Here is a 26,240-nt window from a genome sequence, read left to right as displayed (position 1 = left end):
AAAATTGCGTTACTGCGAAAATTCTACATTTACGATATTTACATTGACCTTTGCAACAGTAAGGCCAAGCATAGAGCCTACTGCATTCTTGACATTCTCCTGGATAGTCTCGGCAGTCTTCACGGCATTATATCCGTTTTTGATTATGACACCGAAAGAAACGCTGAGAACATCGTCGATAAGCGCTATCTTTATAGTCTCCTCATTCTTTGAGCCTGCGAGCCTTCTGACTATCTCGTTTGAGCCCGAGACTCTTGCAACACCCTCGGTCTCCTTGACGCAGCTTGATACGATATCAGCTATAACGCCCTTGCTGACCTTTAAGCTGCCCTGTGCATTTGACTGTACTTCGCTCATGATATTGACCTCCCTGAGATTAATTTAACATATATAGTTTATTATAACATATTTTTTTCAAGGTATCAACCTTTTTGGTAAATATTTTTTGTTGTTATGTTAATTGATAAAAACAAAAACAGCCGGCTTCTATCACCGGCTGTTATATGTAAATTATCTCAGTTTTGTTCGACTATTCTTATATTTTCATTGGCAACATTGACTTCGCTCAATAGTATATCCTTTATCTGAGCGGCTTCGTTTGTATCGAGCCCGTCAGACTTTACTACAATGTTAGCGTTTGCCCCGTCAAGATAAACGACGCAGTCATCAAATCCCTGTGCTTTTATAAGATCCTCGACCTTGCTCTCGGTCTCAATAAGGCCGGAAACATTGGCTGCCTGCTCTGATGCTACGCTTTTTTCTTCTTCTGTTGCATCGCCGCCGTTCATAATTGATTTGAGCGTTTCAACGGCTTCTCCTCTTGACTTCATTCTGTCTATCCTTGCCTGCGCAAAATAGTCGCTTGACGCATCAGATGTGCTGACAAGCTCAGCTTCGCCGTAATTAACTGTCTTGCTGTCAACCACCTTTGTTGTCTTTATCCCCTCACTTGCCGTTACGGCGTAGTTTGCATATATAGCAGCACCGAGAAGCAGTGTCATTCCTGCAAGGATTATCTGTTTTTTTCCGATAATAAGTGTTGGCTTTTTCATATTTGTTACCTCTTTCATAGATTATTCTTGTGATAGCTTTGATACATATACCCTGCCTGCGGGTATCCCGAGAACAGCGCTGACTGCGCCTATCACCTGTTCCCTTATCTTTATATCGTCACCTCCTGTGCAGGCGACAAGCACTCCTGTCACCTGCGGTCTGATTATTTTCTTTATAAGCGCTTTTTTATCACCGCCGTTCTCTGTTATTACAATACTGCTCCGGTAGCTCTCACGTTTCTTGCCGTCGTTGCTGTCAGTAGTTGTGTCAAGCTCCTCTGCATAAACGTACTCCGTTGTACCGTCAAGTGTTATCATTATGCTCACATCCCCTATCCCGTCGATTCTTGATAGTATCGTTCCGAGCTCGTCTTCAAGTTGCTGCTTATATATCTCAGAATCGGGGTCATCATCCTGCTGTGAGGGCTGGTTGCCGGTTTCCTTTTTGCTGTCAGGAATAAGTTCTGAGAGTAGTATAAGCAGCATACCGGCTATTCCGATGAATACTATCAGTTTCTTTCTGTCGAGCTTTGATAAAGCTGCTTTTATCCTGTTTTGAATATCAATGTATCCCAAGCATAAACATCCTCCTTTATCTGATAATATTGATCTCCGAATCCGGAAAATACGGCAGAATGATCTTTTTCAGTTCTTTGTCTGTTACCTGAGCGTCACTTGTGTAAAGAGTTATCTCATCTACGTTTATATATTTATATTCATCATATGAGACTGCTATGCTGATGTTTTCAAGTGTTATCCCTTCATTTTTGTATATCTCTCCTACCCTGTTTGATATCGACTGTTCAATGCAATCAAGATAATCCTCGCTTGTACGGTTTTCAGCGTATTCAAGCTCTTGTTCATAATATGATGTATCAGGCAGCTCTATTCCTCCGCTTAAATGTGAGCCTATGCTGAGTATCATTACCATTGCGGTTATCAGCCTCATCTGCGGCATATACCTGTCACCGCAGACAATACTGACTATCTTGTCGGAAATACCGACTATGCAGGCTGTAAGCACTATCTGCCTGAATGTGTCCATGGATTTCACACCCCTACACTGAATTCATTGAAGTGAGCATTATCACGGCTGTGGATATTATGAATATCATAGACAAGGCTGTTATTATGCCAAGTGATATAGTAAGCACTCCGCCAAGACCGTTCAGAAGTGCCGAAAACCGCTTCTGGCCGAAAAGGTCATTGATGATGCCTGCTATGGTTATCACGAGCCGGAATGCAGCTATTGTGATTATCGGTCTGAGTGCTATTACTGCAACAGCGGCAATACCTATAAGCCCCACACCGGAGCGTATTATACCGAGGCTGCCGTATATTGTGGAATACGCCTCTGATACCGAGCCACCGACAATAGGTATAAAGCTCGATGCTGCAAATCTGACTGTTCTGCTTGCAACTGAATCCGCCGCTGCTCCGGCGATGCCTTTTATTGATATCACAGCAGTAAATATCGTCATAAGTGCGGTGAGCAGCCATTTTACAGCACTTTTTATCGAATTGATAGCTCCGTCAAGCTGTAAGGCGCCGTTTACCGAGCTGACTATACTCAGAGCAAACACCATTCCTGAAAAAGGAAGAAGGATATTTGAAGCAGCATAGCTTATTATCTCACACAGAACAAACATTACTGAATAATACCCTGCCGCTGATGAGAGATTGGCATTTGAAGCGAGCACGCTTGAAAACACGGGGATATATGTCGTCATGAACACAGATATATCCTCAAGTGAGCTTTTTACAAAGCTGAGGGCACTGCTTGTACTGTCATAGAGTATCATTATGCATACAAGAACTCCGGCAGTATCATATGTATCGCCGAGCGGACTGTCGCCGCCAACGCTTTTTATCATTACTGTGAATGCGCATATCGCTGTCAGCTTGCCGAGTATCTTTAGTGGCTCGGTTAGTGCATTTATAAAACTCTGCCATATGCTTTGTATTATATCAGATATCCGCAGCTGTGAAGCAGCTGCAGGGTTATCGGCGGATATACCGTATTGATCGAGTGTTTCTTTGGTATCATCGTCGTATGCGCCTTCAAGCGAACGGTCTATCTCCTCACGGTATTCCTGGACCTTTGCGGCTGTATCATCATCGTATGCATGACAGCTTATCGGCTGATACAGCAAAAATACCAGCAGTATCAAAAATAGCTTTTTTATCAATCAATCAACTCCTCAACAAGTGACAGCACTCCACTGAACAGAGGCATTGCCGTCATCAGCATAGCAAGTCTGCCTGCTGTTTCGGCGGCAGAAGCAAGAGCGTTTTCACCGCAGTCACGGCAGCTGTCTGATGCTGTTTTTGTGATGATGCATATGCCTGCACCTTTAATCATTATGTCAAAATACTTACTGTCAGTCACAGAACTGTCATATAGCCTTTTGGCAAGAGACAGTGCATCTGATGCGTTATAGAGAAATACAGCACCTATCATTATCACAGCGCACAGTGACAGCAGAGCCGAAAACCCGGCACCGTCCTTTGCCAGCACTCTGCACAGCAGAGCCGTGATGATGCATACTGCACATATTGCAATGATATTCATATCAGTAAAGCCCGAAAACGGATTTTATAGTCTCAAAAAGGTTGGCTATCTCGTTTATTATCATAAGCAGGACGACGATGAGCCCTGCAAGTGTTGTCATCATCGCCTGCTCGTCCCTTTCGGCACGTTTGAGAAGCTGATTGAGGACTGATACTATTATCCCGATAGCTGCTATTTTAAATATAAGGTCTACTTCCATAATATTCCTCCGCTTTACAGCAATAGTATTGATATAAGCGCACCGGCAGCTATGCCGAGACTGTTATAAAGGTGTTTCTTAACGGCAAGGTCGTTTCTGAGCATATCTGCTTGTCCTTCAAAATAGCTGACTGTGCCGGTTATAAGCTCTATCTGAGACTGCTTATCCGTTGTGCCGAGCCTGCTAAAGAGCCTTGTTAATCGTTCGTTATACTCCCCTGCTTTGAATATGGGGTATCTTTCAAGAGAATATAATATCTTACTTCTTATATCCTTTTTGTTGTGGTCTGTCAATATGAAGCTAATTGCTTTATACTCGGTTTTTTGGCTGAGTCTGTCTGTTATCTCAGATAGTGTCATGCTCTCAAAGCCTATATAAGTCTTGATATCAAACAGCATATCACACAGCAGGCTTACTCTTTTATACTCGCTTTCATATGATGATGCATAATACTTGCCCAAAAATGCACAGAACAAGAATACACAGCCTATACCCAACAGTTTAATCAATCATATCACCTACAGCTTGCTTATACTCTTAACGGTGCCGCTGGCAGCACCGTTATTCAGAATAACAGCCATATCGAAACAGCCGTTCTTTATCAGCTTGGATACGACAGGGCGCTTTTTCAGGTCGTCAAGACTGCTGCAATGGGCTGTCGCTATGAGCTTGACACCTGAATTTATCGCATACCGCAGAGCTCTGAGGTCGTCTTCTGAACCTATCTCGTCACAGATAAGAATCTGCGGTGTCATGACCTTAACGGCAGTCATTATTGCATCATATTTGGTATAACCGCAGAAGACATCGCATTTGCTGCCGACATCGTTGCAGGGTATACCGTTTTTAGAGTTTGAAAGCTCATTCCTTTCGTCTATGAGTGATACACGGTAGTCTCTGCTGCAAAGCCTGCACAGGTCACGCAGTATAGTAGTCTTTCCGCTTGATGGGCTGCCGCCTATCAGCAGGCTTACAGCACCGTCGGCGAAAGCCCTTTTATATAGTGATTCCGCACAGCCTATGACCTCTCGTGCTATCCTGATATTTATTGAAGATATATGCTTGACATTCTCCACTCTTGACTGGCGGTCGTTTGACAATACTGCTGTTCCGCAGAAGCCTACCCTATTGCCGCCTTCTGTAGTGATATAGCCTTGTCTTATCTCTTTCTGATAGCTGTGAAGCGAGCTTTCAAAGGCTTTATCATACGTTACGGCTATATCTTCCTGAGAAATGATAATGCCGTCTTGCGGGGAGTTTGTAAGCCTGCCTGTCGGGGTCACAAAGTATTCCTTAGAAAAGATCGTACAGGAGAGCGGCTTTGAGAGCCTTAAGCGTATCTCGTTTATCCTTTGTCTTTCGATCTCCGGTATGCTCATAACTGCCGCTGAGACTCTTGGTGTAAGCAGATCTGCTGCGAAATTTAACTTGTTTTTCTCTTTTTGCATAGGATATCCACTCCATTTGGTTTGTCCATTATCATTTTATGAAACGGCTGTTTAAAATATAACGTAAAATACATAAATATTTGAAATAAGGCTTGAAAAATATGTTAAAATATGATATGATATAATTATAAATAAAAACAAAGGAGATAATAAAATGCAAAACAGTTTGACAGGAGAACAGGCAAGAGTTTTAAGTCTTTCACAAAGCGTTATATCTGAGGTGAGAAAGGTCGTTATCGGTAAGGACGAGATAATAATCAAGGTGTTATTATCAATTCTTGCCGGAGGACATATCCTTATTGAAGATATACCCGGTGTCGGTAAGACAACGCTTGCTCTTGCTATGTCCAAGGCTTTGAGCCTTGACTATAAAAGAATGCAGTTTACACCTGATGTGCTGCCGTCAGACGTTGTGGGCTTTACTATGCTCAATAAAGAGACAAACAGATTTGAGTATAAAAAAGGCGCTGCAATGACAAATCTTTTCCTTGCGGACGAGATTAACAGAACGTCGTCAAAGACACAGTCTGCGCTTCTTGAACTCATGGAAGAAGGCAAGGTGACTGTTGACGGCAAGACATACAAGCTGCCTGACCCGTACATAGTTATCGCAACACAGAACCCTGTAGGCTCGATAGGCACACAGATGCTCCCCGAGTCTCAGATGGACAGATTTATTGTTCGTCTTACAATGGGTTATCCCAACATTTCAAGCGAGGTCGAGATGCTTAAGACCAAGCAGAATTATGTCTCGGTAGACAGTGTTCAGCCGGTAGTCTCAGCTGCTGAGCTTATCAAGGCTAAGGAGATAGTCGATGCTATCTATATCAATGATGCCGTGCTTGAATACATAGTAAGGCTTGCAGACGCTACCAGAAACAACCAGTATCTTAAGCTCGGTCTATCTCCGAGAGGTACTATAGCACTTCTTAAGATGACAAAGGCAACTGCTTTATTAAAGGGCAGAGATTATGTTATCCCTGATGATATACACTACAGCTTTAATGATGTCGTGCTGCACAGAGTTATCCTTGGGTCAAAGTCCAAGATAAACGGTCTTACAGGCGAGCAGGTGCTCAAGGATATCCTCTCGACTGTTCCTGTTCCCAAGGTACAGTGATAACGGAGGGCAGAAAATGATCTTTGTTTACTTTCTGCTTCTGATAGTAGCTTTTCTGTTTTATATCCTGTATTTAGGGCCGATATCATACTATCTGTTTTTCTTTTTGCTGGTGCTGCCGGTATTTGGATTTATAAGGATACTGATATCTTCAAGAAAAACTACTGTCTCTTTCAAATCCGACAGCAGGGTTTATCCGAGAGGGCATGACAGCCCGTTTATGCTGCGGCTTGAAAACAGATCACCATTTCTGATATCCAATGCTGTTATTTATATCAGATATATCAATTCGCTTACCAACAAAGGCTCGATCATAAAAGTCGTTACGCCTATATATTCCAATAACGTACAGCTTCTGAGGCTAAGTGCCACAAGTGACCATTACGGCTCTATCTCAGCAAAGATCGAAAAGATCAAGCTGTATGATATCATGAAGCTGACAAGGATAAGGCTGTCAAAAAAGAATTTCCAGAGCACTCCTGTGAGCGTGACGTTTATTCCGGAATATATACCTCTTGAAAACAACGTGACCAACTATGCGGATTACGGGCTCGAATCCGACAGGTTCTCAGAGCACAAGCAGGGCGATGATCCGTCAGAGATATTCGGTATACATGAGTATCAATACGGCGACAAAATGAGCAGGATCCACTGGAAGCTCACCGCCAAGACAGATACTACATATGTAAAGGAATACTCGCTGCCCATAGCGAATTCTATCTGTCTTGCGGCCAATGTATGCATGAAGAACAATACTACGGCTGAGCTTGAAAAATACGACGCTGTGATCGAGGCGTTCTATGCGATAGGTGCTTATCTTTCCGAAAGTGCCTGCCCTCATACAATGATATGGTATGACGAGATTGGCAAAAAGCTCACAGAGAAGCTCTCGCAGGAAATAGAAGATGATACTGACAGCATCAGAGACTATCTTAAATGTGCAAGGTCTTCTGAGGATAACAAGGTGCTTACTGAATACTTTGCAACTGCGAGTGAAAGCACACGGTTCGGGCATTTTATTTATATAACAAATACACTCAGTGACAAAACTATAGAGCTTATCTCATCTTGTGAGATAGCTATGAGATATACGATTCTTTACTCAGGCGATGAAAACAATTCATTTGAAGGAACATATGACAATATAGATATAATCAGCATTCGTCCTTCAAAGATCGAGAGCTCGATAAATGAGCTGCTACTGTAAAGGCGTTTATGAACAGGTGACAAAATGAACAAGACAAAAGATAACAAAACCAAGAAAAAACGCAAGCATGAGCGTGACTACATTCTGATAGACGGAATGAAGATCGACGGCGACATACTGCTGCATATCGACAAGCCAATGAAAGACCATTCCGGGCTGCTGCTGCTTTTTATATCAGTTGTAGCGGCATTTTCGACAATGTTTTTGGGGCTGTCATATTTTGACACGGAAGCTAATCTGGCTCTGGTGTCATTCTCGATAATCGTTCTGTGTACCTCATTTGCAATAGTAAAAAGCGAGGAGAGCTTTTTAAGATTTATAGGCCTTGTGGTCATCGGGCTGCATATTATACCGTTTGCTCTGTTTTACCGAAAGATAGCCAACGGGTTTATAGTACTCTATTCAGAGTACATGAAAAAAGCAAACAAACCAAACTCGGTGCTTTCAGCTATGGTGGAGGATATACCGAGATCTGAGCGAAGCTCTGACGTTAATCTGTTTATCATTCTTTTAGCACTGATAATCTGCTTTGGCATGGTATTTTCCTGCTATTACAAGATAAACCTGCCGTGTATGGTGCTGTTCTCCTTCCCTTTGTTTGAGATAGGTGCTTACTGGGGCTGGAAGCCTTCGACGCTTTGCTTTTTACTTCTTCTTGTTTGCTGGACAACGGTATTTGCACTTCAACTTGTCAATTATTCGGCAAACAAGGCCGGCATAAGGAATACTTTTGCCATACACCCACGGAAAAAGACCTTTTATTTCACTTCTGACAAGATGAAAAAGGGCTTCTTTACAAAGTACATATACTCGATGTTCATTATATGTGTATGTATCGTGCTGCTCTTGTATTCTATCGTTTCGGCTGTAGGCAAGGACAGGCCTGACAAGATGATACAGGCAAGAAGAGACCTTTCAAACTTTATTGAGGATATGTCTTACCGTTCGCTGACCAACACGCTTTCCGACCTTAATGACACACTTCTCGGAAACACCAATATCGGCGGCACGAACGGCGGCAAGCTCGGTACGGTGGATAAGATCAGCTTTAACGGCTCGACAGCTCTTGAAGTGACGATAGATGATTCTGATTATCCGATATATCTCAAAGGCTTTGTTGCCGGTGATTATCACGACAATTCATGGGACGAGATAGACCCGGGCGACAGTCTTGAGGACTTTGCAGATGAGAATGAGTGTTATATCCAGGATATCGGTTTCAACAAGCTGACAAGAATGACAAAGGTCGAGAATGTAAAGTACTCCCCTTCTGAGTTCTCAGTAACAATAAAAGGCGCAAGCAAGAAATATGCCTACGCCCCATATTTTACTTCCTATGCGAGTGATAATAACGACGGAAGCGACAAATGCAAGCCTTCTGTGGAAGGCTATGTCGGGCTTCGTGCGAGAAATTATCTGATGAATTATTATAATTTATCAAAAGCCCCATCTTACTTAAGGCAATTCGGCGGCAATGCCGACACAGGGCTTCTGAGGATGTGCTATAACTCTGAATACTTAAGAGATGCGACTGAGACTAAATATGAGTATGATTACTATGAATATGTCATCAATACTTACCTTGATGTAACAGAATCTGACGGTCTGGCAGAGGCTGTGGATAATATTGATTCAGTCTATCTTGGTCAGAAGGGTTATCAGGCGGTATATGAATCCGGTTCTGCGAATTATTCAAGCTATATAAATATAGTCAACGCTATATCGAACTACTTTGACGATAACTTCAAATACACTCTTGACCCCGGCAAAACACCATCTGACAGAGATTTTATTGATTATTTCATATCAGAGCAGAAGGTGGGCTACTGTTCATATTTTGCATCGGCAGGTGTTATGCTGCTCAGGCATTACGGCATACCTGCAAGGTATGTTGAGGGTTATATAATCCACCCTGACCAACTTGGAGAGCACAATGAGGACAACATGAACGAAGTCGAAGTCCAGGATAAGAGTGCTCATGCGTGGGCAGAGATCTACACAAGAGAGCTTGGCTGGATACCGATCGAGTTTACTCCTGGATATGAAGATACTAACCCGAACTTAGACAAGAAAGACGATAAAAAGCCTGACGGAAGTACTACAACGACTACAACGGCAGCTCCTAAGACTACCACAACGACCAAAAACACAAAGGACACCGATTCAAAGCCTGCAACAACTACGACAAAGCAGACCGGCAATGGCGGCTCTGAGACAAAAGCCTCGACTACAACAAAGGCTGTATCTACCGATAAAGCAGTCGATTCGGACAGTTCAGGCTCAGATAGCGCTGGCGGTGTTATCGGCGGGCCATTCAGCGGTGACGGCGGAAGCGGTGTCAATATGATAATCATATATATAGCAATCATATTGCTTCTTATCGTGATAATAATACTCAGGCGTGCATATAATCTTAAAAAGCTCAACGGTTCAATAAACAGCAGCGATATGGGCAAGGCTGTAAAGAGCTGTTACAATGCATCGCTGAGGTATCTGAGCCTTATGGGCATCAAGGAAAGCGAGAATCAGAGCGATTCCAAGGATCTGACAAAGATAATCGAGAAGATGAAGGATCATGGCTATTCAGAGGAATCGAGCAGCAGCTTTGAATTCCTGTCTGAGAATGCGATATCGACTTACTTTGGCAAGAGCGAGCCTGATGAGAGCATAAGTTCAAAATGCAGAGAGGCTCTTTCTTCTATCGTTAAAGAAACGAGTCAGAAGCTCAATCCCATTAAAAAGCTCGGCGCTGTGATAATCGCAAATCTATATTAAACCAAAAAACAGGACACAGACTTTAAGTAAGCTCTGTGTCCTGTAATTATTTATGTTTATTCTGCATTATCAAGCAGCTTGACTGCTTTCATCATGATAGCACATTCAAGGCGCTTTTTCTGTATCTGGCATGACAGCTTATGTGAATTATGTATATCGCCGGCATACAGATAGTTATTTGCATTACAGCCGCCGCTGCAATAGAATTTAGCCCAGCACTTCTTGCATTCGGGCTTGGAGTAAACATGAGAGCCTGCAAATTCCTTCTTGATATCAAGGTCAAATGTTCCCTCGTGGATATTTCCCATATGGAACTTCTCGATACCGACAAACTGGTGGCAGGGATATATGTCACCGTCCGGTGAGATAGCGATATACTCATTACCGCTTCCGCAGCCTCTGAGGCGCTTGATAGCACACGGACCCTGGTCGAGGTCTATCATAAAGTGGAAGAAGTTGATGAATTTACCGCTGTTGAGCACTTCGCTTATCTTATGAGCAAGTATTTCATACTCCTTGAATATCCTTGCAAGATCACCCTCTGTGATCGCATACGGCTCTTTAGGATCAGCCATAACAGGCTCAACAGATATCTGGTCAAAGCCCATTTCATAGAGGTGCATTACATCTTCTGAGAAGTCGAGGTTATACTTGGTGTATGTACCTCTGACATAGTATTCCTTATCGCCTCTGACTGCTCTGAAACGCTTGAAATTATCAGCTATGAGGTCATATGTGCCCTTACCGTTGGCTGTCGGGCGCATTCTGTCATGGACTTCTTTTCTGCCGTCTATTGAAAGAACGACATTTTTCATTTCCTTATTTATGAAATCGAGCTGCTCGTCGTTCATTATAATGCCGTTTGTCGTGATAGTGAAGCGAAACTCCTTGCCTGTCTCCTTTTCACGCTGTCTGCCGTACTCAACTATTTCCTTTACAGCGTCAAAGTTCATCATAGGCTCGCCGCCGAAGAAATCGACTTCAAGGAACTTTCTGTCCTCAGATTTTTCAATAAGGAAATCAAGCGCCTTTTTTCCTGTCTCAACGCTCATGAGCTTTCTGCCCTTACCGTAATCGCCGGTAGATGCAAAGCAATACTTACATCTCATATTACAGTCCTGAGAGATAAGTAGGCACATAGCCTTTACCGGAGAGGAAACTGCCGTTTTAGCAAATTTCTCGTAGTCATCCTCAGAAAAAAGTATCTTATCATTATAAAGGCTTACTATCTCTTCATAGCATTCGATAACATCCTGCTGGTTATAGAGCTTGCCGAGCTTTTTGAGCACTTCCGGGGGGCACTCTTTTGTGAAAGGCGGCTCGACATTTTCAAGGATATCATATGTCAGGTCATCAACGATATGAACTCCCCCACTGTTGACATCGAGAACTATATTATATCCGTCAATTTTAAACTTATGTATCATTCTGGGTATTCCTTTCATTACACAAATAAAAAATTAAAGGGGATAAATCCGATCCCCTTTAATACAATGACATTTTTTAGCACGATCTAAAGATCAAGCCTCTTTCTCGCACTTCTGGTTAGCAACTGTGCAAGAAGTCTTGCAAGCAGACTGGCAGGAAGCCTGACACTTACCGCAGCCGCCCTTTGCAGCTGTAGCCTTTAAATTAGCCTTATTAATGGTCTTGATATGTTTCATAATCCATTCCTCCGTATATCAATTTTATTCATTATACCATATTTTGCGACCATTTTTATTATGTAAGTATGAACAGCAGTTAAATATTTATCTGAAGGTGGTTGAATTTACTCCTATCAGGCCGCCGACTCCCCCGGCAACAACTGTTATAAGGAACTTTACCGGTGCGCCGAAGCCGTTTGTATGATGTGAAATGACAGTTCCTACTATTAGTATTATCAAAAACATGAATAATCCACAGCACACTCCCATTAAAAGACCGTTCTTATGCCTGTTTTTAGCGCTGATATAACCTCCGGCATATGCACCTGCAAACAGAGCAAGCGCTGTGAAAACACTCATCAAGTCATCATCCGGCGATGCTCTTGAAGAAAGTGCTGAAAACACCGTGATCATTGCAAAAACGACCACATACCCTGCCACACCTGCAAGTATTATAAGCAGCACCGGGTCGGGCTTTATTCTTTTTATTCGCCTGAGATGAGTTCTGTGTTTCATCATATATTATCACCCATATTTATCATATGCGTGGCTTTAAAGAATTATGACAAAAAGCACCGGCATCATTATGAAATGACACCGGTGCTGTGATATACTATTAAGGCATAAGTCTGTTAAGATCTCTCGGGAAGAGCGAAGTCTCTCTTACATTTGAGAGGTTGAGCATCTTCATGAGAAGTCTTTCAAGGCCGATACCGAGGCCGCCGTGAGGTGGCAGACCATACTTATGAGCTTCAAGATAGCTCTCGAAGTCCTTGGGGTCAAGACCCTGGTCTATCATCTTCTGCACCTGCTCATCGTAGTCATGTATTCTCTGGCCGCCGGAGGTTATCTCGAGCCCTCTGAACAGAAGGTCGAACTTATAAGCCTCTCTGGGGTCTTCTCTTGAATTCATGGCATAGAACGGAGGCTTGGATGACGGGAAGTGTGTAACGAAGATAAAGTCACTGTCATACTTTTCCTTAGCGTACTTGCAGAGATTTACCTCGTCCTCGGGGTCAAGGTCAAACTTCTTGCCTGTGCCGCCGTTATCGCCTCTGAGCATTGTTATAGCATCAATGAACTTGATAGAAGGTATTTCCTTGATAGTAGGAATATCTGCTTCAAGGAAGCGAACCTCGTCAGCGTACTCTGTCTTTATATACTCGCAGATATATTTGAGCATTGCTGTTTCCATAGCCATTACATCATACATCGAGTCAATGAAGCCCATTTCAAAGTCAAGGCCGATATACTCGTTAAGATGTCTTGATGTTGCGTGCTTTTCTGCTCTGTAAACAGGAGCTATCTCATATACTCTGTTGAACACGCCTACCATTGTCTGCTTATAGAACTGAGGAGACTGGTTAAGGAATGCGTTCTTCTGGAAATAGTCGAGCTTGAAGATATTAGCGCCGCCCTCTGCGCCCTGTGCAACTATCTTAGGAGAATGTATCTCAGTAAAGTGGTTTGCCTGCATAAACTTATGCATACCCTGAACGATACCCTCCTGAAGTCTGAATGTTGCCTTTTCATATGGGTTTCTGAGAGAAACTGAGCGGTTATCAAGGTTAACGTCTATAGTGCAGTTAAGTCTGCCCTGAGATATCTTAAGCGGATAATCATACTTAGGAGCGCTTATCAGCTTAAGCTCAGAAAGAACGACTTCAACGCCGTTATAGTCCTTGGTGTTCTCCTTTACAGAACCCTTGACGAATACGAACTGGCCTTCCTTTACGCCCTCGATGCTGTCCTTGCAGGTGTCAGCAGAGTAAACTGTCTGTATAACGCTGAATGCTGTTCTGATAACAACGAATGATATGCTTCCGTACTTTCTTACTCTGTGTACTGTACCGCTGAATTCAACTTCCTTGCCTACATTATCAAGAATATCTGCAATGGTTATTTCCTTTACGAGCTTTTCAGGCGATACCATTACCATATTGCCGCTTACTTCGGGAACATACTTATCCTTGTTCTCATAAGGGGTGAGCTTGGATATACCGGCTGTCTGTTCCTCGGCAGCTTCTTCTGTCTTCTCGGCAGTAACGCTTGCTGAGAGTGCTTTGAGCTTTGAATCAAGTATCTCCTTGATGACCTTAGGTGTAGCAACGCCCTTAAGAGCCTTGGTACACTGACCCATAATAAAGCCGAATACCTTCTGCTCGCCGTTTATATACTGAGCGACCTGTGCTTCATTTGTCTTAAGCACATCGTCGATAACAGCTTCTGCCTTTGCAGTATCAACTGTAATGAGCATACCGTTTTCTCTTGCGATATCCTCAGGCTTGCCGCCCTTATCGACCATTATCCTGAATATAGACTTAACATCTGACTTGGATATCTTTTCTTCATCAGCAAGGCGTGCAAGTGAAGCAAAGTCTTCAGGGGTGAAGGTGATATTTGCAGGGTCTATCTCGCCTAAGTTGACACGTCTCATAAACTCACCGAGTATGAGCACGGATATGCTCTTGGGGTTATTATAGACCTTTACCGAATCCTCAAACAGGTCAGATACAGTCTTGGACTGTATAAGGATATTAGCATCAACAGCCGAAAGGCCATACTGCTCGGTATACTTCTTCATTCTGCTGTTAGGAAGCTCAGGCAGCTTTGCTCTTATCTCCTTTAACTGCTCATCTGTGAGGTTTACCTGGAGAATATCAGGCTCGGGGAAATAACGGTAGTCATTAGCATTCTCTTTTGAACGCATGGAAGTAGTCTTATCACGGTTAGCGTCATAACGCCTTGTCTCCTGAACGACCTTCTTACCTGCGTCGAGCAGAAGAGCCTGTCTTCTTTCCTCGTACTTGATAGCACGGCCAACGCTCTTTATCGAGTTGATATTCTTTATCTCGGCACGGGTACCGAATTCCTTTGCATCAGGCTTCATTATAGAGATATTGACATCGCATCTTAGTGAGCCCTGCTCCATTTTACAGTCGCAGACACCTGCATACTGCAAGAGCAGTGATATCTGCTCAACAAAAGCCATTGCTTCCTCAGCAGATGCCATATCAGGCTCGGTAACTATTTCGATAAGCGGGATACCGCAGCGGTTATAGTCTGCTAAAGACACGCCGTTGAAGTCATCGTGAACGAGCTTACCGGCATCTTCTTCAAGGTGGATATGGTTTATCCTGATATCCTTTTTCTTGCCGCCTACCTCGATAGTTACAGCGCCTGCACCGATTATCGGGTAGTAAAGCTGTGATATCTGATAAGCCTTTGGAAGGTCGGGATAGAAATAGTTCTTTCTGTCAAAAACAGAGAACTTATTTATCTCGCAGCCAAGAGCATAGCCTGCCTTGACAGCATACTCAACAGCTGTCTGGTTGATTATCGGGAGTGTACCCGGCATACCTGTACATACAGGGCATACTCTTGTATTAGGTGCGCCGCCGAATTCGGCAGAGCAGTTACAAAATATCTTTGTCTTAGTCAAAAGCTCAGCATGGATCTCAAGACCTATGACGGTTCTGTATTCACTCATTTGTCTTTACCTCCATTTCAAAGCTTGGGCTTAACGGTCTTAAAGCCGTTTTCAAATGCGCTTGTTACCTGTAAGATCGTTGCTTCGTCAAATCTTCTTCCGATAACCGACATACCGATAGGCATACCCTTGTCGTTATATCCGCAGGTCGTAGAAGCCGCAGGAAGACCGGCGATATTTACAGTAACTGTGCAGATATCTGCCTGATACATCTTTACCGGGTCATCTACCTTTTCGTCAGGCCTGTATGCAACGGAAGGTGTTGTAGGTGTCAGGATAACATCGCATTTTTCAAATATATCATTGTATTCTTTTCTGATAAGCTGTCTCAGGGCAAGTGCCTTTCTGTAATAAGCATCATAATAACCGCTTGAAAGGCAGTAGTTGCCGAGAAGTATCCTTCTCTTGACCTCGTCGCCGAAGCCCTCGGAGCGGGATTTTACTATAAGCTCCTCATAGCTCTCAGCAGCTTCTGCTGTTCTGTGACCGTACTTGATGCCGTCATATCTCGAAAGATTTGATGCGGCCTCAGCGCAGGCAAGGATATAATAGCAAGGGATAGCATATTTAAGTGACGGCATAGAGCACTCAACGAGCTCACAGCCCATAGCCTTATACTCGTCAGCAGCCTTTAAAACAGTCTTTCTGACTTCATCGTCGATACCCTCAGCAAAGAACTCGGAAGGAACTGCTATCTTCATTCCCTTAAGATCCTTGCCTATCTTAGCTGTGAAATCGGGAACTGCTTCGAGAGAAGTTGTTCTGTCGTGGTGGTCATTGCCGCAGATAGCGTTAAGAATGATACCGCAGTCTAAGCTGTCTTTAGCAACAGGGCCTATCTGGTCAAGAGACGAAGCGAATGCTACAAGGCCGAAACGGGATACTCTGCCGTATGTGGGCTTGATACCTGTAACGCCGCAGAATGCAGCAGGCTGTCTTATAGAGCCGCCTGTATCAGAACCAAGTGCTGCTGCACAAAGGTCAGCCGAAACAGCAGCTGCCGAGCCGCCGGATGAACCGCCGGGAACGCAAGCCTTATCGTAAGGGTTCTTTGTCTTCTTGAAAGCGGATGTCTGAGTTGAGCCGCCCATAGCGAACTCGTCCATAGACACCTTGCCGAGCATAACGATATCCTGCGAATCGAGCTTTTCCATTGCTGTTGCATTATAAGGCGGAATGAAGTTTTCTAAGATATTTGACGAGCAGGTAGTCTTTACGCCCTCTGTGCAGATATTGTCCTTAATAGCCATAGGAATACCTGTAAGAGGAGCAGCCTCGCCCTTATCTATCCTTGCCTGAGCCTTTTCTGCCTGCTGCATAGCCTTTTCCTGTGTAAGGGTTATATAGCAGTCAAGCTCGCTATCGTATTTTTCTATCCTGTCAAAATAGCCCTGAGCAGCTTCTTTTGCGGAGAGCTCTTTTTTATCAAGCGCTTCTCTGAGCTGATGAACTGTCATTGTACTGATATCCATTATAATGCCTCCTTATTCAACGACCTTAGGTACAACAAAGCAATTCTTTGAATTGACTGCATTTGAGAGCACCTTTTCTGTAGGCATAGAAGGCATAACCTCATCACGCCTTAAGCCGTCAAGGAAAACATTATGATTATCCTTGTATGCATCATAGCTTATGTCTATATCCTTAATGGTATCCATAAGCTCCATTATGCTTGTCATCTCACTTGCCGTTTTAGTGAGCTTTTCATCGGTATATTCGAGCTTGCTCAGGTCGGCTAAGTATTTTACGGTATTTAAGTCCATATATATCCTCCATTCATAAAAATGCAAGTTTACAAACTAACTCAATTTAATATTATACCACATTTACAGGGCATTTGCAAGAGTTTTTGAGGAAAATTTTATGTTTTTTAAGCAAAACCGGCCGAGGTGAGCATTACCCCGGCCGAAATAACTATTTACAAATTAAATATTGCTGCAGAAAGCTTGTATCTCAGGTGTTATTTCAGCGACCTGTTCTCTGTGCTCTATACTGCAAAAGCCTTTGCTGCCGCACAGCTCTATATGAAGATGGCCGAAGTAATGAGATATCGTTCTGATTATCTGTTCACACTCCCCCATACTGCCGCCTGTACGAAGCGCAACAGCATAGCCTTTCTTACCGTTGCTGAGCGAACGATGCGGCTCGTGAGTATCACACCACGGAGTACATCTGTCGATAAATGCCTTGAACTGGCCGGGGATATCCGCCCAGTATGACGGAGAAACACAGATTATAATGTCTGCTTTTTCAAACTCGCCCATTATCAGGTCGATATCATCGTTATGTATGCATTTTGCAGTTTCATGGCATGAACGGCAGCCTGAACAGAATGCAAAGCTATAATCGTCGATGCATACACTTTTAACAGCATATCTTTTTGACAGCTCGTCTGATATCACTTCAGTTATCCTTGCAGTGGCGCCGTTTCTGACGGGGCTGCAGTTTATCACGAGTGCATTCATTTATTCAGATACTTATCCATTATGTCGCAGAAATCAAATGTTGCGAAGTAATCGGCAGGAGTTTCTGCACGTCTTATCATCTTAAAGCTGCCGTCTTCCTTAAGAAGGATCTCAGCTGAGCGCAGCTTGCCATTATAGTTATAGCCCATTGAGAAGCCGTGAGCACCTGCATCGTGGATACAGAGGATATCTCCCTTTTCGATCTCAGGGAGCATTCTGTCGATAGCAAACTTATCGTTATTCTCGCAAAGACCGCCTGTAACATCATATTTATGGTCGCAGGGAGCGTTTTCCTTGCCGAGAACTGTAATATGGTGATACGAGCCATACATAGCAGGTCTCATAAGGTTGCAGGCACAGGCATCAACGCCGACATATTCCTTATAGATGTGTTTGAAGTGGGTGACTGTTGTGATAAGGTGGCCGTAAGGAGCAAGCATAAATCTGCCAAGCTCTGTAAATATAGCAACATCGCCAAGTCCTGCAGGAACGAGCACTTCATCAAATGCCTTATGAACGCCCTCGCCTATTGCCATGATGTCGTTCTGAGGCTTGTCAGGCTCATAAGCGATACCGACACCGCCTGAAAGATTTACGAACTTGATATCTACACCGAGCTTTTCATGGAGCTCTGCTGCAAGCTCAAAAAGGATCCTTGCGAGCTTGGGATAATACTCATTTGTAACAGTGTTAGATGCAAGGAATGCGTGTATGCCGAAATGCTTTGCACCCTTTTCTTTGAGAATCTTAAAGCCCTCGAAAAGCTGCTCTCTTGTAAAGCCGTACTTTGCGTCTCCGGGAGTATCCATTATCTGCGAGGAGATAGCAAAGTCACCGCCGGGATTGAAACGGCAGCAGATATTCTCAGGGATACCGCAGAGCTTATCAAGAAATTCGATATGTGTGAAATCATCAAGGTTTATATATGCGCCGAGCTCGAATGCCTTCTTCATATCCTCCTCGGGAGTAACGTTTGAAGAAAACATGATATCAGAGCCGCTGAAACCGCAGCATTCGCTCATCATAAGCTCTGTGAGCGACGAACAGTCAACGCCGCAGCCCTCCTCCTTAAGTATCTGGAGAATAAACGGATTGGGTGTAGCCTTTACTGCAAAATACTCTTTATAGCCCTTGTTCCATGAGAAAGCCTTATTGAGCTTTCTTGCATTCTCTCTTATACCCTTTTCGTCATATACATGAAAAGGTGTCGGGAACTGAGCCTTGATCTCTTGTGCTTTTTCCTTTGTGATAAACGGTGTTTTCATAACAAAGCATATCCTTTCACTAATAAAAATACACTATAATAATAACATTTTCAGGCAAATTCGTCAAGAATATACGAGAAATTTAATAAAAACAGATAAAATTATTAAAATTAGCATTTGTTTTTAGCTATAATATATGTATCGTTATTAAAAACAGTTGCCAAAAACCAAATAATATGCTATAATATAAGTTGGTTTTTTATCTTGTATAGTTTACGGAGAACAGGATATGGACATAACGTATGCTTTGCAAAAGAGCTTTAGGATATGCTGCGGCAGCTGATTTATGAAAGGATAAACTATGGATATTGAGAAAAACGATATTCTGCTTATGAAGAAAAAACACCCCTGCGGTGCTAACAGAATGCTTGTGCTCCGCTCAGGAATGGATTTCAAATTAAGATGCGAGGGCTGCAGCAGAGAGTTTATGATACCGAGGAACAAGGCAGAAAAGAACGTCAAGAGCGTTATAAAAGCGGCCGAGTCATAGCTGTGTTTACTGAACAGAATTATATGACAGACTGATATTTATAACGAAAGGACGTTCATTTATGATAGAGAAAGTAAAGATACTTGAAGAAAGATACAGTGAGATAAGTGAGAAGCTCAGCGAGCCTGATACTGTCAATAATCAGGAATTGTACAAAGAGCTTATGAAGGAATATAAAAACCTTACTCCTATAGTTGAGAAGTACAAGGAATACGTTCAGGCAAAAGAAGCTAACGAAGAAGCTGTTATGCTGCTCGATGAGGGCGGTCTGGATAAGGATTTCAAGGAAATGGTGCAGGAACAGCTGGAGCAGTCAAAGCAGGATATGCAGACCTTCGGCGAGGAGCTTAAGATACTTCTCCTGCCCAAGGATCCCAACGATGAAAAGAATGTTATCGTTGAGATAAGAGGCGGGGCTGGCGGCGAAGAAGCAGCACTTTTTGCGAACTCACTTTACAGAATGTACACCATGTATGCAAACTCACGCAGCTGGAAAACCGAGGTAATGAATGCTAACGAGACCGAACTTGGAGGATTTAAGGAAATATCCTTCATGATAGAGGGCGAGGGTGCATATTCAAGGCTCAAATACGAAAGCGGCGTTCACAGGGTACAGCGTGTGCCTGAGACAGAGTCACAGGGCAGAGTACACACTTCTACTGTAACTGTAGCTGTTTTACCTGAGGCTGAGGATGTTGAGCTTGAGCTCAATGAAGAAAAAGACCTCAAGATAGATGTATTCCGTTCGTCGGGTGCTGGCGGTCAGCACATAAACAAGACTTCGTCTGCTATAAGAATAACACATATCCCGACCGGCATGGTCGTTGAATGTCAGGACGAACGTTCACAGTACAAGAACAAGGACAAGGCGCTTAAGGTGCTGCGTTCAAGGCTTCTTGACATAGCGCAGCGTGAGCATGATGACAAGATAGCATCAGACAGGCGTTCACAGATAGGTACTGGCGACCGCTCTGAAAGGATAAGAACATATAACTACCCTGAGAACCGCATATCAGACCACAGGATAGGTCTTACGATATACAAGCTCGAAAGTGTTCTCAACGGTAATCTTGATGAGGTCATAGATGCTCTGGCCACAGCAGACCAGGCAGCCAAGCTCTCAAAGCAGGAAGGCGCAAACTAATGGAAACAAAGCTGTTAAACACCGATGACGAGTCACTGAGGCTTGCGGGAAGGCTTTTAAGAGAAGGCAAGGTCGTCGGCATACCTACAGAGACTGTATACGGACTGGGAGCAAATGCTCTTGACACAAAGGCTGTAGGTGACATTTTCAAAGCAAAGGGCAGGCCGCAGGACAATCCGCTGATAGTGCATATAAGCGAGCTTTCTCAGCTTGAAGGGCTCGTTGAAGAGATACCCGAGCTTGCAAAAAAATGTGCTGAGCAGTTCTGGCCGGGGCCGCTGACTATGATTTTTAAAAAGAAACCGATAATACCAGATACTACGAGCGGCGGGCTTGATACGGTAGGCATAAGGATGCCTTCAAACAAATATGCAAGAAAGATAATAAGCTATGCAGGTGTTCCCATTGCAGCGCCTTCGGCAAATCTTTCGGGGAGCCCTTCACCTACCACGGCGATGCACGTTTTCAAGGATATGAACGGCCGTGTCCCGGCGATAGTTGACGGCGGAATGAGTGCTGTAGGCGTTGAATCGACTGTTATCTGCTTTGAGGGTGACAGCATTCGCATACTCAGGCCCGGCTTCATTTCAAAAGAAGACCTTTGTGAAGTAACAGACAATGTTCTGATAGACAAGGGCGTTTTAGAGCAGCTCTCAGCAGATGCTGTTGTGCGTTCTCCGGGAATGAAATACAAGCACTACTCCCCTACGGCTGATGTTACGATAATTGACGCAGATGCTGACAAGTTCAGAGCATATGTCAGTGAGCACGGCGACAGTGAGACTGTTTGTCTTGTGTTTTCTGACAGTGATTGCGAAGGGACTTCACTTCGATACATAAACTACGGCGCAGACAGCAAGCAGCAGGCGCAGAAGCTCTTTGACGCACTGAGACAGCTTGATGAGATAGGCGCTAAAAAGGCTTACGCTCGCTGCCCCGAGAAAACAGGTGTAGGGCTTGCTGTATATAACAGGCTGCTGCGTGCGGCAGGCTTTCAGGTGATAAAGCTATGATAATAGGACTTACAGGACAAAGCGGAGCCGGTAAAACAACCGTCAGCGACACTTTGAGAAAACAGGAGGACTTTGCAGTTATAGACTGTGACAAGGTCGCAAAGCAAGTGACGGCTGACGGAAGCCTTTGCAATATGGAGATAAGAAAGCATTTTCCGGAGGCTGTTTCAGAAGATGGCGTTCTTGACCGAAGAAAAATGGCTGAGACAGTGTTTTCAGACATGGATAAGCTGAGGCTGTATGAAGGCATTATATATCCCTACATTACTCAAGTGACTAATGACCTTATATCACTTTACAGCTCAAACGGATATCAGGCCATAGTGCTTGATGCGCCGACTTTATTTGAAGCCGGAATGGAAGGGCTTTGTGATATTGTTATAGGTGTTACTGCTGCTAAAGATATAAGAAAGAAAAGGATAATGGCTCGTGACGGCATAGATGATGCGCTTATAGAAAAGCGGTTTTCATCACAGAGAGACGAGGAGTTTTTCATTAAGCGGTGCGGATACATAATATCCAACAATGCCGGAGAGCAGGAGCTCATAAGCGAAATACTAAAAATAACAGAAACTATAAGGACAATGATAAATGGCTAAAAAAAGAAAAAACGGATCTGCAAAGAGTGCAATGCTTGCGATACTGGCAGTATGCATAGCTATTGCTATCTTTGCAGGATATGTGTTTTATCAAAAGAAAGGATACATAGGCCCTCAGGAATTCACCTACCCTACCTCGTATGAGGAATATGTACTTAAATACAGCAGAGAATACAATGTTGAGCCGGAATTCATATATGCAGTTATAAAAACAGAGAGCGGATTTGATGAGAATGCTGTTTCTAATGTTGGTGCAAGAGGGCTCATGCAGCTTATGGAGGACGCATACAGCTGGGTGAAATACAGGCTTGATGATAAAAGCGAATACAATTTTGATGTGATGTTTGACCCGGAGACGAATATCAGATACGGGACATATTATCTGAGCTTTCTGCTTGAAAAGTACGACGGCTCTATAGATCTTGCGGCTGCCGCTTATCACTGCGGCCTTGGGCTTGTTGACAGCTGGATAGAGCAGGGCACTATCGACCCTCAGAATTTCAAAGTCGAACAGATACCTGAGGAAAACGACCAGACGAGCCACTATATTAATAAGATAAGAAAAGCATATGATGCATACAAAATTATTTTAAAGGAGGAAAACAATAATGGAGAAAAAGGAAGAAAAGAGCAAAGCAAAAAAGCTGAAGGATAAGCTCTTCTCAAACTCGAAGAATTCAGGGCTCATTATGAGCGATGAGGAGATAGCAAAGGCAGACAAGTTCTGCGAGGGCTATAAAAAGTTCCTTAACAGCGCAAAAACAGAGCGTGAAGCTGTGATAGAGGCTGTTAAGCTGGCAAAGAAAAAGGGCTTTGCAGAATACGAATACGGCAAGAAATACAAGGCCGGCGACAAGTTCTACTATGTCAACAGAAAGAAAGCTGTTATCCTTGGCGTTATGGGCAAAAAGCCTCTGAGCGAGGGTGTAAGGATAGCTGTAGCGCATATCGATTCACCGAGGATCGATTTAAAGCAGCATCCGCTTTACGAGGCTGACGAGCTTGCGCTTTTCAAGACACATTACTACGGCGGCATCAAGAAGTATCAGTGGACAACTATTCCGCTCTCGCTTCACGGTGTAATAATCAAGGCTGACGGTGAGGAAGTTACAGTAAACATCGGTGAGGACAAGAACGACCCTGTATTCTGCATTACCGATCTTCTTCCGCACCTTGCTACCGAGCAGATGAAGCGCCCGGCTCCTGCTATCGTCAAGGGCGAGGAGCTCAATGTGCTTATCGGTTCAAGGCCTTTCAGAGATGATGATATCTCAGAAAAGGTCAAGCTCAACATTATGTCTATACTTAATGAAAAATATGGTATAGTAGAAGATGATTTCATCTCAGCAGAGCTTGAAGCTGTTCCTGCATTCGGAGCTGCTGATGTAGGATTTGACAGAAGCCTTGTAGGCTCCTACGGTCAGGACGACAGAGTATGCGCATACCCTGCTCTTGAAGCTATTCTTGACTGCAAGACTCCCGAAAAGACTGCTCTTACAGTTCTTACAGACAAGGAAGAAACAGGAAGCGACGGCAACACAGGCCTTAACAGCTCATATCTTCCCTATTTCATATTTGACCTTGCCAAAACACACGGCTTTGATGAAAGACAGGTAATATCCAACTCTGAATGTCTTTCTGCTGATGTTAACGCAGCATATGACCCGACATTCCCTGAACCTACAGAGAAAAACAACGCAGCACACATGAATTACGGCATATGTGTTACAAAGTTTACAGGTTCAAGGGGTAAATCCGGCACATCTGATGCGTCTGCTGAATTTGTGGCAAGAGTACGGATGCTCTTGGACAAAAACGGTGTTATCTGGCAGACAGGCGAGCTTGGCAAGGTAGATGCAGGCGGCGGCGGAACAGTCGCTCAGTTTGTAGCAAACCTTAACATTGACGTTATCGACGTAGGTGTTCCTGTGCTTTCTATGCACGCTCCTTTTGAGATAACTGCCAAGAATGATATATATAACGGTTATAAAGCATTCCTCTGCTTCTTTGAGGATAAGTAATTAAATAGTGTATTCATCCGCAGGTCTTATCTTAAAGCCTGCGGATATCTTTTTGCCTGTTTGCTCAAATCGACAGTCTTTTTTATGGCTGAGAGTTATAATACTAATGGAAGGAGCGATGAGCGTGAAGATATATCTTGATGTGCTTGTTATAACCAATATCTGTCTGACTGCTGTATTTATTCTTTGCACTGCAAGGCTTACTCATAACAGACCTAAGAAAAAGAGAATGGCGGCAGGGGCTCTTATCGGCGGACTTTCTTCTATGCTTGCGATACTGTATGCTGAGAGCTTTTTTGAAGGAGTTTTGCTCTCACTCATAAAGCTCGGTACTATCTTCCTTTGTGTATTTATAGTGTTTGAGACTAAGTCTATTGATAAGCTGATAAAATACTCTGTTATATATATTTCAGCAAATCTGTTCTTTGCAGGGCTGTGTGTGTTGCTGTGGAGAACAGGAAAAGGGCGTATCATATACATAAACACGCTGACGATATATCTTGATATTTCACTGGGTAAGCTAATGGCTGCATCGACTGTGACATACTTAGCGCTCAGCCTTTATGAATACATACAGAGAAAGAGCTTCAGCCCGGTAAAAAGGTATCATATACTGCTTAAGATAGAGCATCTTGAATACTTCTTGCCGGCAGTCGCTGACACCGGCAACAGCCTGACTGATGTGTTTACGGGAAAGCCTGTGGTTATAGTTGTATCTGATGAGCTTTATTATCACTTTGAGCTTGACAGAGAGGAGATAGCCTGCAAAATGGGCTTTCACTGTATCCCCTATTCGACTATCAACGGTGAAGGATTAATTAATGTGACTGACAGGGCAAGCGTTACAGTCATTGACAATGATAAACGCATGAAGGATATTGACTGCGCTGTCGGTATAGTATCATGCGGCGGCAACAGGACAAGGGCGATATTCAGCCCGAGTCTGATAATATAGCAGGGAGATGGGTCATATGCAGGAAAGAATAAAGAGGTACATTTTAAGGCTGTTTTCGATATTTATCAAGGCTGATGACAGTGTCGATTATATAAACGGTGCTGACTCTCTTCCTCCGCCGCTAGGCAAAGAGGAAGAAGCAAGAGTATTTGAGCTTATGAAAACAGATGAGAAAAAAGCCAGAGACCTACTGATCGTTCACAATCTGAGGCTTGTGGTATACATATCAAAGAAATTTGAATCTACAGGCATCGGCATGGAAGACCTTATATCAATAGGAACGATAGGTCTTATCAAGGCTGTAAAGACATTCTGCGTGGACAAGAACATAAAGCTGGCTACATATGCTTCAAGATGCATTGAGAATGAAATACTTATGTTTCTGAGAAAATCGAGCAACAGAAGAAATGAGATCTCAATAGATGAGCCGCTCAATGTTGACTGGGACGGGAACGAGCTGCTGCTTTCTGATATACTCGGGGAAAATGATGACAGCCTTGGTGCAGGGATAGAAAGCGAAGTCGAGAGACAGCTTTTAAACAGCGAGATAGAAAAGCTCAATGACAGAGAGCGTCAGATAATGGAGATGCGTTTCGGGCTTGGAGGCAGAAAAGAGCTTACCCAGAAGCAGGTAGCCGATATTGTGGGGATATCGCAATCATATATATCAAGGCTTGAAAAGCGTATTATCAATTCTATAAGAAAAAACTTAGAGAAGATATGCTGAGATAGGCTGTATAATGCCCTTTCTTAATGGGAATAATATCATAAAATGATAT

General features: G+C 43.5%; 28 protein-coding genes. 11 read left to right on the top strand and 17 right to left on the bottom strand.

The features are described 5' to 3' along the window. Positions 1-9: 9 nt before the first annotated feature. The 9 genes from CD05_RS0106515 to CD05_RS17725 form a co-directional block, all read right to left on the bottom strand. The gene (locus CD05_RS0106515) at positions 10-357 is read right to left on the bottom strand and encodes an Asp23/Gls24 family envelope stress response protein (RefSeq protein WP_028509815.1); all 348 of its coding nucleotides are present in this window, start codon (positions 355-357) and stop codon (positions 10-12) included. A 158-nt stretch (positions 358-515) separates the two neighbouring features. Next, positions 516-1,052 (bottom strand): SpoIIIAH-like family protein, encoded by a 537-nt coding sequence (locus CD05_RS0106510; protein ID WP_028509814.1) that lies wholly within the window; start codon positions 1,050-1,052, stop codon positions 516-518. A gap of 21 nt (positions 1,053-1,073) precedes the next feature. Beyond that, positions 1,074-1,628: a hypothetical protein gene (locus CD05_RS0106505; protein ID WP_051588860.1), complete on the bottom strand. Its 555-nt coding sequence runs from the start codon at positions 1,626-1,628 to the stop codon at positions 1,074-1,076. 16 nt (positions 1,629-1,644) lie between these two features. Beyond that, positions 1,645-2,097: a hypothetical protein gene (locus CD05_RS0106500; RefSeq protein ID WP_028509812.1), complete on the bottom strand. Its 453-nt coding sequence runs from the start codon at positions 2,095-2,097 to the stop codon at positions 1,645-1,647. A 13-nt stretch (positions 2,098-2,110) separates the two neighbouring features. Continuing rightward, entirely contained in the window at positions 2,111-3,241 is a 1,131-nt protein-coding gene (locus CD05_RS0106495) for a stage III sporulation protein AE (RefSeq protein ID WP_028509811.1), read from the bottom strand. Then, a complete protein-coding gene (locus CD05_RS0106490; protein WP_028509810.1) occupies positions 3,238-3,624 on the bottom strand; it encodes a stage III sporulation AC/AD family protein in 387 nt (128 codons plus the stop codon). The genes CD05_RS0106495 and CD05_RS0106490 overlap by 4 nt, the downstream gene beginning before the upstream one ends. Before the next feature lies 1 nt (position 3,625). Next, a complete protein-coding gene (spoIIIAC, locus tag CD05_RS0106485) occupies positions 3,626-3,823 on the bottom strand; it encodes a stage III sporulation protein AC (RefSeq protein WP_028509809.1) in 198 nt (65 codons plus the stop codon). A 14-nt stretch (positions 3,824-3,837) separates the two neighbouring features. Then, complete coding sequence (locus CD05_RS0106480) at positions 3,838-4,332, bottom strand: stage III sporulation protein AB (protein WP_084262120.1); 495 nt, start codon at positions 4,330-4,332, stop codon at positions 3,838-3,840. Between the two features lie 9 nt (positions 4,333-4,341). After that, positions 4,342-5,271 (bottom strand): hypothetical protein, encoded by a 930-nt coding sequence (locus tag CD05_RS17725; RefSeq protein WP_051588859.1) that lies wholly within the window; start codon positions 5,269-5,271, stop codon positions 4,342-4,344. Positions 5,272-5,425: 154 nt separating this feature from the next. Here CD05_RS17725 and CD05_RS0106470 point away from each other — a divergent pair, with 154 nt between their 5' ends. The 3 genes from CD05_RS0106470 to CD05_RS0106460 are packed head-to-tail and all read left to right on the top strand — an operon-like array spanning position 5,426 to position 10,373. Then, positions 5,426-6,391, top strand: coding sequence for a MoxR family ATPase (locus CD05_RS0106470; RefSeq protein ID WP_028509807.1), 966 nt, complete (start codon positions 5,426-5,428; stop codon positions 6,389-6,391). A gap of 16 nt (positions 6,392-6,407) precedes the next feature. Continuing rightward, on the top strand, positions 6,408-7,598 hold the full coding sequence (locus CD05_RS0106465; RefSeq protein WP_028509806.1) for a DUF58 domain-containing protein: 1,191 nt from the start codon (positions 6,408-6,410) through the stop codon (positions 7,596-7,598). Positions 7,599-7,622: 24 nt separating this feature from the next. Continuing rightward, positions 7,623-10,373, top strand: coding sequence for a transglutaminase-like domain-containing protein (locus CD05_RS0106460; protein ID WP_028509805.1), 2,751 nt, complete (start codon positions 7,623-7,625; stop codon positions 10,371-10,373). A 56-nt stretch (positions 10,374-10,429) separates the two neighbouring features. Here CD05_RS0106460 and scfB read toward each other — a convergent pair whose 3' ends face one another. The 8 genes from scfB to CD05_RS0106415 form a co-directional block, all read right to left on the bottom strand. Next, positions 10,430-11,800, bottom strand: a complete 1,371-nt coding sequence (gene scfB / locus CD05_RS0106455) for a thioether cross-link-forming SCIFF peptide maturase (RefSeq protein WP_028509804.1) — start codon at positions 11,798-11,800, stop codon at positions 10,430-10,432. A 93-nt stretch (positions 11,801-11,893) separates the two neighbouring features. After that, complete coding sequence (scfA, locus tag CD05_RS20295) at positions 11,894-12,037, bottom strand: six-cysteine ranthipeptide SCIFF (protein WP_084262119.1); 144 nt, start codon at positions 12,035-12,037, stop codon at positions 11,894-11,896. 87 nt (positions 12,038-12,124) lie between these two features. Further along, the gene (locus tag CD05_RS19575; protein WP_051588858.1) at positions 12,125-12,538 is read right to left on the bottom strand and encodes a TIGR04086 family membrane protein; all 414 of its coding nucleotides are present in this window, start codon (positions 12,536-12,538) and stop codon (positions 12,125-12,127) included. A gap of 97 nt (positions 12,539-12,635) precedes the next feature. Continuing rightward, positions 12,636-15,509, bottom strand: coding sequence for an Asp-tRNA(Asn)/Glu-tRNA(Gln) amidotransferase subunit GatB (gatB, locus tag CD05_RS21385; protein WP_198021578.1), 2,874 nt, complete (start codon positions 15,507-15,509; stop codon positions 12,636-12,638). A 17-nt stretch (positions 15,510-15,526) separates the two neighbouring features. Then, positions 15,527-16,981, bottom strand: a complete 1,455-nt coding sequence (gene gatA / locus CD05_RS0106430; RefSeq protein WP_028509803.1) for an Asp-tRNA(Asn)/Glu-tRNA(Gln) amidotransferase subunit GatA — start codon at positions 16,979-16,981, stop codon at positions 15,527-15,529. 12 nt (positions 16,982-16,993) lie between these two features. Next, positions 16,994-17,272, bottom strand: coding sequence for an Asp-tRNA(Asn)/Glu-tRNA(Gln) amidotransferase subunit GatC (locus CD05_RS0106425; RefSeq protein WP_028509802.1), 279 nt, complete (start codon positions 17,270-17,272; stop codon positions 16,994-16,996). 162 nt (positions 17,273-17,434) lie between these two features. Then, positions 17,435-17,974, bottom strand: a complete 540-nt coding sequence (locus CD05_RS0106420) for a flavodoxin family protein (protein WP_028509801.1) — start codon at positions 17,972-17,974, stop codon at positions 17,435-17,437. Beyond that, complete coding sequence (locus CD05_RS0106415) at positions 17,971-19,239, bottom strand: diaminopimelate decarboxylase (protein WP_037322853.1); 1,269 nt, start codon at positions 19,237-19,239, stop codon at positions 17,971-17,973. The genes CD05_RS0106420 and CD05_RS0106415 overlap by 4 nt, the downstream gene beginning before the upstream one ends. 301 nt (positions 19,240-19,540) lie before the next feature. Between CD05_RS0106415 and CD05_RS0106410 the strand changes: the two genes are divergently transcribed. From CD05_RS0106410 to sigE, 8 genes are all read left to right on the top strand, one after another. After that, complete coding sequence (locus CD05_RS0106410; RefSeq protein ID WP_028509799.1) at positions 19,541-19,729, top strand: DUF951 domain-containing protein; 189 nt, start codon at positions 19,541-19,543, stop codon at positions 19,727-19,729. 61 nt (positions 19,730-19,790) lie between these two features. Continuing rightward, positions 19,791-20,873, top strand: coding sequence for a peptide chain release factor 1 (gene prfA / locus CD05_RS0106405; RefSeq protein WP_028509798.1), 1,083 nt, complete (start codon positions 19,791-19,793; stop codon positions 20,871-20,873). Further along, positions 20,873-21,886 carry an L-threonylcarbamoyladenylate synthase gene (locus CD05_RS0106400; protein WP_028509797.1) on the top strand — a complete coding sequence of 338 codons (1,014 nt, stop codon included), beginning with the start codon at positions 20,873-20,875 and terminating at the stop codon, positions 21,884-21,886. The genes prfA and CD05_RS0106400 overlap by 1 nt, the downstream gene beginning before the upstream one ends. Next, entirely contained in the window at positions 21,883-22,485 is a 603-nt protein-coding gene (gene coaE, locus CD05_RS0106395; RefSeq protein WP_028509796.1) for a dephospho-CoA kinase, read from the top strand. Before CD05_RS0106400 ends, coaE begins: the two co-directional genes overlap by 4 nt. Then, positions 22,478-23,140, top strand: a complete 663-nt coding sequence (locus tag CD05_RS17705) for a lytic transglycosylase domain-containing protein (protein WP_084262118.1) — start codon at positions 22,478-22,480, stop codon at positions 23,138-23,140. The genes coaE and CD05_RS17705 overlap by 8 nt, the downstream gene beginning before the upstream one ends. Then, entirely contained in the window at positions 23,094-24,506 is a 1,413-nt protein-coding gene (locus CD05_RS0106385; protein WP_037322851.1) for an aminopeptidase, read from the top strand. The genes CD05_RS17705 and CD05_RS0106385 overlap by 47 nt, the downstream gene beginning before the upstream one ends. A 118-nt stretch (positions 24,507-24,624) precedes the next feature. Further along, positions 24,625-25,461, top strand: coding sequence for a sigma-E processing peptidase SpoIIGA (locus tag CD05_RS0106380; RefSeq protein ID WP_198021577.1), 837 nt, complete (start codon positions 24,625-24,627; stop codon positions 25,459-25,461). A gap of 7 nt (positions 25,462-25,468) precedes the next feature. Continuing rightward, positions 25,469-26,188, top strand: coding sequence for an RNA polymerase sporulation sigma factor SigE (gene sigE / locus CD05_RS0106375; RefSeq protein WP_028509793.1), 720 nt, complete (start codon positions 25,469-25,471; stop codon positions 26,186-26,188). The last annotated feature ends 52 nt before the right edge of the window (positions 26,189-26,240 follow it).

The organism is Ruminococcus sp. NK3A76 (assembly GCF_000686125.1).
In the GTDB taxonomy this organism is placed as follows: Bacteria; Bacillota; Clostridia; order Oscillospirales; family Ruminococcaceae; genus NK3A76.
The sequence above is the reverse complement of the archived record's forward strand: the minus strand, read 5'-3'. Positions and strand labels throughout refer to the sequence as shown.